Annotated in this window: 6 protein-coding genes and 1 pseudogene; 2 read left to right on the forward strand and 5 right to left on the reverse strand. The window is 64.7% G+C overall.

Going from position 1 to position 7,509, the window contains the following annotated elements:
• From EOA22_RS19105 to EOA22_RS19115, 3 genes are all read right to left on the reverse strand, one after another.
• On the reverse strand, nt 1-744 hold a 744-nt coding region (locus EOA22_RS19105), incomplete at its 3' end, for an amidohydrolase (RefSeq protein ID WP_127390141.1).
• A gap of 33 nt (nt 745-777) precedes the next feature.
• Nucleotides 778-2,004, reverse strand: a complete 1,227-nt coding sequence (locus EOA22_RS19110; protein WP_013532461.1) for a Zn-dependent hydrolase — start codon at nt 2,002-2,004, stop codon at nt 778-780.
• Complete coding sequence (locus EOA22_RS19115; protein WP_127390142.1) at nt 2,001-3,209, reverse strand: diaminopropionate ammonia-lyase; 1,209 nt, start codon at nt 3,207-3,209, stop codon at nt 2,001-2,003. Before EOA22_RS19115 ends, EOA22_RS19110 begins: the two co-directional genes overlap by 4 nt.
• Nucleotides 3,210-3,281: 72 nt before the next feature.
• Between EOA22_RS19115 and EOA22_RS19120 the strand changes: the two genes are divergently transcribed.
• Both EOA22_RS19120 and EOA22_RS19125 read left to right on the forward strand, forming a co-directional pair.
• Entirely contained in the window at nt 3,282-3,791 is a 510-nt protein-coding gene (locus EOA22_RS19120; RefSeq protein ID WP_063167707.1) for an Lrp/AsnC family transcriptional regulator, read from the forward strand.
• Between the two features lie 81 nt (nt 3,792-3,872).
• Nucleotides 3,873-5,015, forward strand: coding sequence for an NAD(P)/FAD-dependent oxidoreductase (locus tag EOA22_RS19125; RefSeq protein ID WP_013532464.1), 1,143 nt, complete (start codon nt 3,873-3,875; stop codon nt 5,013-5,015).
• A 26-nt stretch (nt 5,016-5,041) separates the two neighbouring features.
• Here EOA22_RS19125 and EOA22_RS19130 read toward each other — a convergent pair whose 3' ends face one another.
• Both EOA22_RS19130 and EOA22_RS19135 read right to left on the reverse strand, forming a co-directional pair.
• Nucleotides 5,042-7,150: a molybdopterin oxidoreductase family protein gene (locus EOA22_RS19130; RefSeq protein WP_013532465.1), complete on the reverse strand. Its 2,109-nt coding sequence runs from the start codon at nt 7,148-7,150 to the stop codon at nt 5,042-5,044.
• Between the two features lie 82 nt (nt 7,151-7,232).
• Nucleotides 7,233-7,509 (reverse strand): annotated as a pseudogene (locus tag EOA22_RS19135) (ABC transporter ATP-binding protein); the annotation flags it as partial.

Below are 7,509 nucleotides of genomic sequence, written 5' to 3' on the forward strand. Positions count from 1 at the left end.
GGGCAGAGCGTTGCGGGTGCCGTCGGTGATCAGCTCGGTCACCGAAACCACGGATATGTCGGCCGGACTCAGTCGGCGCGAGACGATGGTCTGCAGATTGGTGACCAGCGCGCAGGCCGCGACCAGCGTCTCGTTGCCCGCATGCGGCCGCGCGGCATGGCCGCCGAGCCCCTTGAGCACGATCTCGAAGTTGTCCTCGGCCGACATTATGGGTCCGGCACGGGTCTCGAAATGCCCGATCGGCAGGCCGGGCATGTTGTGCAGGCCAAAGATCTCGTCGAAGGGAAAGCGCTGCATCAGCCCATCTTCGAGCATGGCGAGTGCGCCCCTGCCCCATTCCTCGGCCGGCTGGAAGACGAAGCGCACGGTGCCGTCGAAACCGCCCTCACCGGCCAGCAGCTTTGCCGCGCCGAGCAGCATGGTGGTGTGGCCGTCATGGCCGCAGGCATGCATGATGCCGGGATTGCCGGACCGGTAAGATGCGTCCGATTGTTCTGATATGCGCAGCGCATCCATGTCGGCCCTCAGCGCAATCGCCCGGTTGCCGCTGCCGCGCTTCAGCGTGCCGACGACACCGGTGCCGCCGACGCCTTCGGTGACATCGTCCAACCCAAATTCGCGCAGTTTGGCGGCGACGAAGGCGGCGGTGCGCTTCTCCTCGAAGCCGAATTCCGGGTGTGCATGCAGATCGCGCCGCCAGAAAATCATCTCCTGCTTCAGCGCGTCGCGATCGAGTTCAGACATTCTTCTGCCCCTTCTGCTTCTGCCCCTTCTGACCTACTTTGCCAGTTGCGCGGCCACATCAAGCAGGATGTTGGCGCCGGCAACAAGCTCGGCGTCATCGGTGTGTTCGCGAGGACTGTGACTGATGCCGCCAACGCTCGGCACGAAGATCATCGCCGCAGGCGCGATACACGCCAGCATCTGCGCGTCGTGGCCGGCGCCTGATGTCATGCGCCTGACCCCGAGGCCACGGCGTTTCGCGGCGGCCTCGATTTGTTCGACGATGCGCAGGTCGAAGATCACCGGTTCGAAGCGGGCCAGTTGCTCGACCGAAACCGTCACGTTCTCAGCGGCGGCAAGCTGCTCGAGATAGGCGGCAAGCGCCGCTTCCGCCGCCTGCAGGCGCTGTTCGTCGGGATCGCGCAGATCGACGGTGAAGACCGCGCGCGAAGGGATGACATTGATGGCATTCGGCTCGAAGCGGATCGTGCCGACGGTGGCGACGGTCGGCGCGTTCGAGGCTTTGGTCCGGTCGAGCAGGAAGGTGATGACCCGGGCGGCGGCGTGGCCGGCATCGTTGCGCATCGACATCGGCGTGGTGCCGGCATGGTTGGCGACGCCGTCGATTGTGATGCGCTGCCAGGAGATGCCTTGCAGATTCTCCACCGCGCCGACCGGCAAGCCTTCGCGCTCCAGCACCGGCCCTTGCTCAATATGCAGTTCGAGATAGGCGTGCGGCGTGAGGAAGCCGGGTTCCCGGTCGCCGGCATAGCCGATGCGGGCAAGCTCCTGCCCGAGCACGCTGCCGTCGGTGCCGACGGCCGCCAGCACCGTTTCGGCATCGATGCCGCCGGCGTGGACCAGCGAGCCCATCATGTCGGGTGTGTAGCGTACGCCCTCCTCATTGGTGAAAGCGGCGACCGCGACCGGGCGCGACGGCGAAAAGCCTGTCGCCTTGAGCGTCTCGATCACTTCCAGCCCGGCAAGCACCCCGTAGCAGCCGTCATAAATGCCGGCATCGATGACGGTGTCGATGTGCGAGCCGATGAGCAGCGGCGCTTGCCCGGTGTTTTCCGGGCTTTGCCAGATGCCGAAAATGTTGCCGACCCGGTCGATGGCGACATCGAGCCCGGCCTGCCGAAGCCAGCCGACGAAGAGGTCGCGGCCCTGCCTGTCGGTGTCTGAGGCGGCCAGCCGGGTCAGCCTGCCCTCGACATCCCGGCCAACAGCGCCGAGTTCGCGGATGCGGCCGAGCAGGCGCTGCGCATCGATGGCGATCATGCCGTTGCCTCGGCTGTCATCTTGCCTTCCAGCACATCGGCCGGGTTCATGCCAACCAGTTCGGCGTAGCGATGCGGGTCGGTGGCGCCTTCGGTGTTGATCACCAGCACCCGCGATTTGCCGTCAAGTCCAAGATCGGCCCGGTTGTCGGCCACCGCCCGGATCAGCCCGGCAAGGCCGACACCACCGCTTTCGCCGGCGACGATCACCGGGTCACCGCCGGCCGGCCAGGCCAGCCGCCGCATCACCGCGATGGCCTCGTCCTCATCCACCGTCATGAAGGCGTCGGCGGCGCGCGCCAGACCCCGCCAGGCGACCGGCGAGGCTTCGTAACATTCAAGCATGGCCATCACCGTCGGCTGGCCGTGCGCGACCTTGACCGGGCGCCCGACCTGGGCGGCTGCGAAGACACAAGCGGCACGCGCCGGCTCGACCACGATGAAGGTCGGCCTAGCGTCACCGAGCACGGTGGCCAGATGACCGGCCAGCGCGGCGGCAATGCCGCCGACACCGGCCTGCACGAAGACGTGGGTCGGCGTCCGAGGGAGTTGGCGCAAGGCTTCGCGTACGATCGCGGTATAGCCCTGCATGACCAGGCCGGGAATGCGCTCATAGCCCGGCCACGAGGTGTCGGAGACCACGGTCCAGTCCTTGTCGGCCGAAACCTGGGCAGCTTGCCTGACCGAATCGTCATAATTGCCGTGGACGCGGATCATCTCGGCGCCATAGCGGGCGATCGCCGCGATGCGCTCCTCGCTGACCCCGGCGTGGACGAAGATCGCCGCCCGCGCGCCGACGAGTTGCGCGCCTTGCGCGACGGAGCGGCCATAGTTGCCGTCGGTCGCACAGGCAAATGTCATCGCCGCGGCGACCGCCCGCACATCAGGCCGATCGAGATCGGCCACATCGAGGAGCCGGCCAAGGCGACTGCCGGCCTCCTCCAGCACCAGGCGGAAGACGGCATAGGCGCCGCCAAGCGCCTTGAAGCTGCCGAGGCCGAGGCGAAAGCCCTCATCCTTGATATGGATGGCGCCCAGTCCGAATTCGCTGGCGAGCGCCGGCAGTGCATGCAGCGGCGTCATCCGGTGATTGTCGCGGTGGCTGAGAAAACGCTCGACCGTGTCGGCTCCGGCCACGCCAAGGGTTTCGGCATCGATCGGATCGAGCGGCCGGCGGTGCGATGCGTTGCGGTTGAGCAGGAACATTGGCCGGTCCCGTTGGTCAGCGAGAACATATTGCAGGAGCAACGCAAAGAGCGCTGTAATATGGTCTCTTAAATGCAAGTTTGTTTCGTCCAGGATATTCCATTGCCTGCATTGCCGTCCTCGCTCGATAGTTTCGATCTCGCCATCCTTGCCATCCTGCAGCGCGACAACACGACGCCGCAGCGGTTGATCGGCGAGGCGGTGAACCTGTCGGCGCCGGCGGTGCAGCGCCGCATCAAGCGCATGGAGCAGACCGGCGTCATTGCCGGCAATGTCGCTGTCGTCGAGCCGGCAGCGGTCGGTCAACCCATCACCATCTTCGTCGAGGTGGAACTCGAGAGCGAACGCGCCGAACTGATCGACGCGGCCAAGCGGCAGTTCTCGGCGACCCCCGAGGTCCAGCAATGCTATTACGTCACCGGCGAGGCCGACTTCATCCTGGTCATCACAGTGGCCGACATGGGCGCCTATGAGGCGCTGACGCGAAAACTGTTCTTCGACAGCAACAATGTCCGCAAATTCCGCACGTTCGTTGCCATGGACCGGGTCAAGGTAGGGTTGACGGTGCCTTTGCCTGTCTAAATATTTGTCGCGCGGCAGGCCTTTACTTTCCCACCATGTTTTTGACATTCTCGGGCTGTGAATTCTGCCGCGGAGGCCGGCTTGGACGACACCACCCCAGTTGCGATCATCGGTGCCGGGCCGGCGGGCCTGGCCATTGCCGCGTGCCTGCGGCAGAGCGGGCAGGATTTCGTCCTGCTGGAAAAGGAGCAGCAGGCCGCACCCGCCTGGCGACGCCACTATGAGCGCGTCCATTTGCACACGGCCAAGCGCTTTTCCTCGCTGCCCTTCGCGCCCTTTCCCAGGGACTATCCGCGTTATGTGCCGCGCGATCTCTTCATCGACTATCTAGATGCCTATGCGCAACGTTTCGATCTGCGGCCGCGATTTGGAGAAACAGTGCGGGCGATCACCCGGCGGGGCAGAAGCTGGCTCGTGGATACGACGACCGGTCCCTTGCATGCTTCAAACGTTGTGATTGCATCTGGCAACAACGCAGAGCCGCTGATGCCCAGATTTGCCGGCGCCGATGCCTTCAAGGGCCAAAAGCTGCATAGCGCCGACTATCGCAACGCAGTGCCTTTCGCCGGCCGGCCGGTGCTGATCGTCGGCATGGGCAATACCGGCGCCGAGATCGCGCTCGATCTGGTGGAAGGCGGTGCGCGGCCGACGATTTCGGTGCGCGGCGGCGTTCATATCGTACCGCGCGAACTGCTTGGCGTGCCCATCCAGATGATCGGCATGGCGGCGCGCCTGATGCCGCAGCGCATCAACGATGCCTTGTTTCCCATCATCCTCGATCTGGCGTTGGGCAGGCTGGGGAAATACGGGCTCAGGCGGCCGCAGCAAGGAATGCTGCAGCAGATCGCGCTCTCGTCGCGCATTCCGACGATCGATATCGGCACGGTGCGCAAGATCCGCGAAGGTGCGATCAAGATCGTACCCGACATTGCCGAGATCACCGAACAGGGCGCCCGTTTTACCGACGGCAGGCATGGCGAGTTCGACGCGATCATCTTCGCCACCGGCTTCCGGCCCGGCTACGCCAAATTGCTGGAGCCCGGCGTTCAGCCAGAGCGCAGCGGCGTCAATGCGAGGGCTTCAGAGCTTGGCCTCTATCTCATCGGCTTTCACAATCCGGTCACCGGATTGCTGCGCGAAATCTCGATCGAGGCCGAGCAGATCGCCGACGACATCAGTCTTAGGCGAAACCGAAAGAAGGTGGCCGAAGCCCTGCCGGTATAATTTGACGCGAGAGCAACTGAGTTCTCTCACCTTGCCGCGCGCAGCCAGACCTTGTTGTCGTGGAAGGCAGCACCCCCATAGGGTGCAGGCGCGTCGGCGCCGGTCAAAACGTTGATGCCCTCGCCGCGCTCATGGGCGCTGTTTGGCCAGATGCCTTCGGCGATCACCACGCCACGCTTGATGCCGTCGAACAATTTTGCATGCAGCACGACTTCGCCGCGCTGGTTGCCGACCTCGACACGGTCGCCATCGGCCAGCCCAAGTGCCGCGGCATCGTCGGGATGTAGAAGCAGTTCCGGGCGGCCCTCCCTGGCTTTCGACACCGGTGTTTCCGAGAATGTCGAATTGAGGAAGTTGCGCGCCGGCGACGTCGTCAGCCGGAACGGGTGGGCTTCGTCGGCGACCTCGATCAGGTCGACATGGTCGGGGAATTCCGGCAGCCGCGCCACCGGGCCGAACAGGCCCATGCTTTTGGGCGGCCGGTTGGGCGCCGCCTGCCCGGTCCAGTCGGCGCGGAAGCGGAATTTTCCATCCGCGTGGCCAAATCCGTTGATGAAGTGTGCTGCCTCGAAATCCGGCTGCAGGTCGACCCATTTGTCTTGCTTCAAGCTTTCGAAACTGCCCAGCCCGCGCTTGCCCAGGATGATGTCGATATGCTGCTGCTCGGTCAGGCCGAAACCCGGACGGTCGGCGACACCGAGGCGATCAGCCAATTGCTCGATGACGAAATGGTTGGTGCGCGGTCCCTCCGGCGGCTCGATCAGCTTGGGGCCAAGCGTGATGTGCTGGTTGCCGCCGCCCTTGTAGACATCGTCGTGCTCGAGGAACATCGTGGCCGGCAATACGATGTCGGCAAGCTTGGCCGTGTCGGTCATGAACTGCTCGTGCACGCAAGTGAACAGGTCGTCGCGCAGGAAGCCTTGCGTCACCAGCCGCTGCTCCGGCGCGACATTCACCGGATTGGTGTTCTGGATCAGCATCGCCGTCACCGGCGGGCCACCATAGAGCGCATCGCTGGCACCGGTCAGCACCGGGCCGATGCGCGAATGGTCGAGATAGCGGATCGAGGGATCGCGCATCCTGGTGCCTTCGAGCACATCCTGGTTGAGCTTGAAGATGCCGGAATTGGAATGGAAGGCGCCGCCGCCCTCATATTGCCAGCTGCCGGTGACAGCCGCGATGCACGAGGCGGCATGCATGTTGACGGCGCCATTGCGCTGGCGTGCAAAACCATAGCCGAGGCGGAAATAGGTCTTCTTGGTCGTGCCGACGAGGCGGGCGAAGGCCTCGATCTCGGCAACCGTCAGGCCCGTGATCCCGGCCGCCCACGCCGGAGTGCGCGTCTCGAGATGCGCTTCCAGCCCTCTCGGGTCGTCGGTGTATTTCGAGAGATAGGCGCGGTCGGCCATGCCCTCCTTGAACAGCACATGCATGACCGCGCAGGCCAGCGCGCCATCGGTGCCTGGCTTCAGCACAAGGCCAAGATCGGCCTGCTTCATCGTCGCGTTTTCGTAGACGTCGATGACGACGATCTTGGCGCCGCGCTCCTTGCGCGCCTTGATGGCGTGGGTCATGACGTTGACTTGGGTCACCACCGCATTGGTGCCCCAGATCACCACGCAATCGGATTTCGCCATCTCGCGCGGGTCCGGCCCGCGCAAGGCGCCGGCCCCCATCATCCAGCCCGTCCAGGCGAGATTGGTGCAGATCGACCCGAAGAAGCCGGAATACTTTTTCGCGTGGCGCAGCCGGTCGATGCCGTCGCGCTGCACCAGCCCCATCGTGCCGGCATAGTAGTAGGGCCAGATCGTCTCCGAGCCGTACCTCTCCTCGGCCGCAATGAACTTTTCGGCGACGAGGTCGAGCGCGGCCTCCCAGCTCGCTTCCTTCCAGGTGCCGTCGCCCTTAGCGCCGGCGCGGATCAGCGGCTTCAGCAAACGGTCGGGATGGTGGACGCGGTCGGCATAACGCGCAACCTTGGCGCAGACGACGCCGGCGGTGTAGCTATTGGACTTGGCGCCATGGACGCGGCCGATCCGATTGCCGTCGAGCAGTTCGACCTCGAGCGCGCAGGTCGAAGGACAATCATGCGGACAGGCCGAATGGCCGATGCGAAGCTTGGCGTGCTGGTTCATGCGGCAAGACTAGCGGGTTTCAAAGGGCGCGTGTAGGGCCAGATGATTAGCCAATCTCCCCACTTGTGGGGAGATTGCGTAATCACTCCGCCGTGCCTTCTTCATACTCTGCCGACATGGACAGCCACTTTTCCTCGTGGCCGGCCAGCGTCTGGGCCAGTTGCGAGCGCTCCTTGGCCAGCCGGGTCGCTGTCGAGGGATCCTTTTCGTACACCGCCGGATTGGACAGTTCGTCCTCGATGCCGTCGATGCGCTTGCGGATGCGGTCCATCAGCGCTTCGGTGGCGCGGATTTCCTTGGCCAGCGGCTCGAAGGCGGCGCGGCGTGCCGCCGCATCGCGACGGCGGTCGGCCTTTGAC

The sequence above is a fragment of the Mesorhizobium sp. M7A.F.Ca.US.014.04.1.1 genome, from assembly GCF_003998745.1.
Classification (GTDB): Bacteria; Pseudomonadota; Alphaproteobacteria; order Rhizobiales; family Rhizobiaceae; genus Mesorhizobium; species Mesorhizobium ciceri.

Excerpts from the sequence above, each read along its gene's own strand:
- EOA22_RS19120 (WP_063167707.1), top strand. The coding sequence starts at position 3,282 with ATGCAAGTTTGTTTCGTCCAGGATATTCCATTGCCTGCATTGCCGTCC.
- EOA22_RS19115 (WP_127390142.1), bottom strand. The coding sequence starts at position 3,209 with ATGTTCCTGCTCAACCGCAACGCATCGCACCGCCGGCCGCTCGATCCG.
- EOA22_RS19130 (WP_013532465.1), bottom strand. The coding sequence starts at position 7,150 with ATGAACCAGCACGCCAAGCTTCGCATCGGCCATTCGGCCTGTCCGCAT.
- EOA22_RS19110 (WP_013532461.1), bottom strand. The coding sequence starts at position 2,004 with ATGATCGCCATCGATGCGCAGCGCCTGCTCGGCCGCATCCGCGAACTC.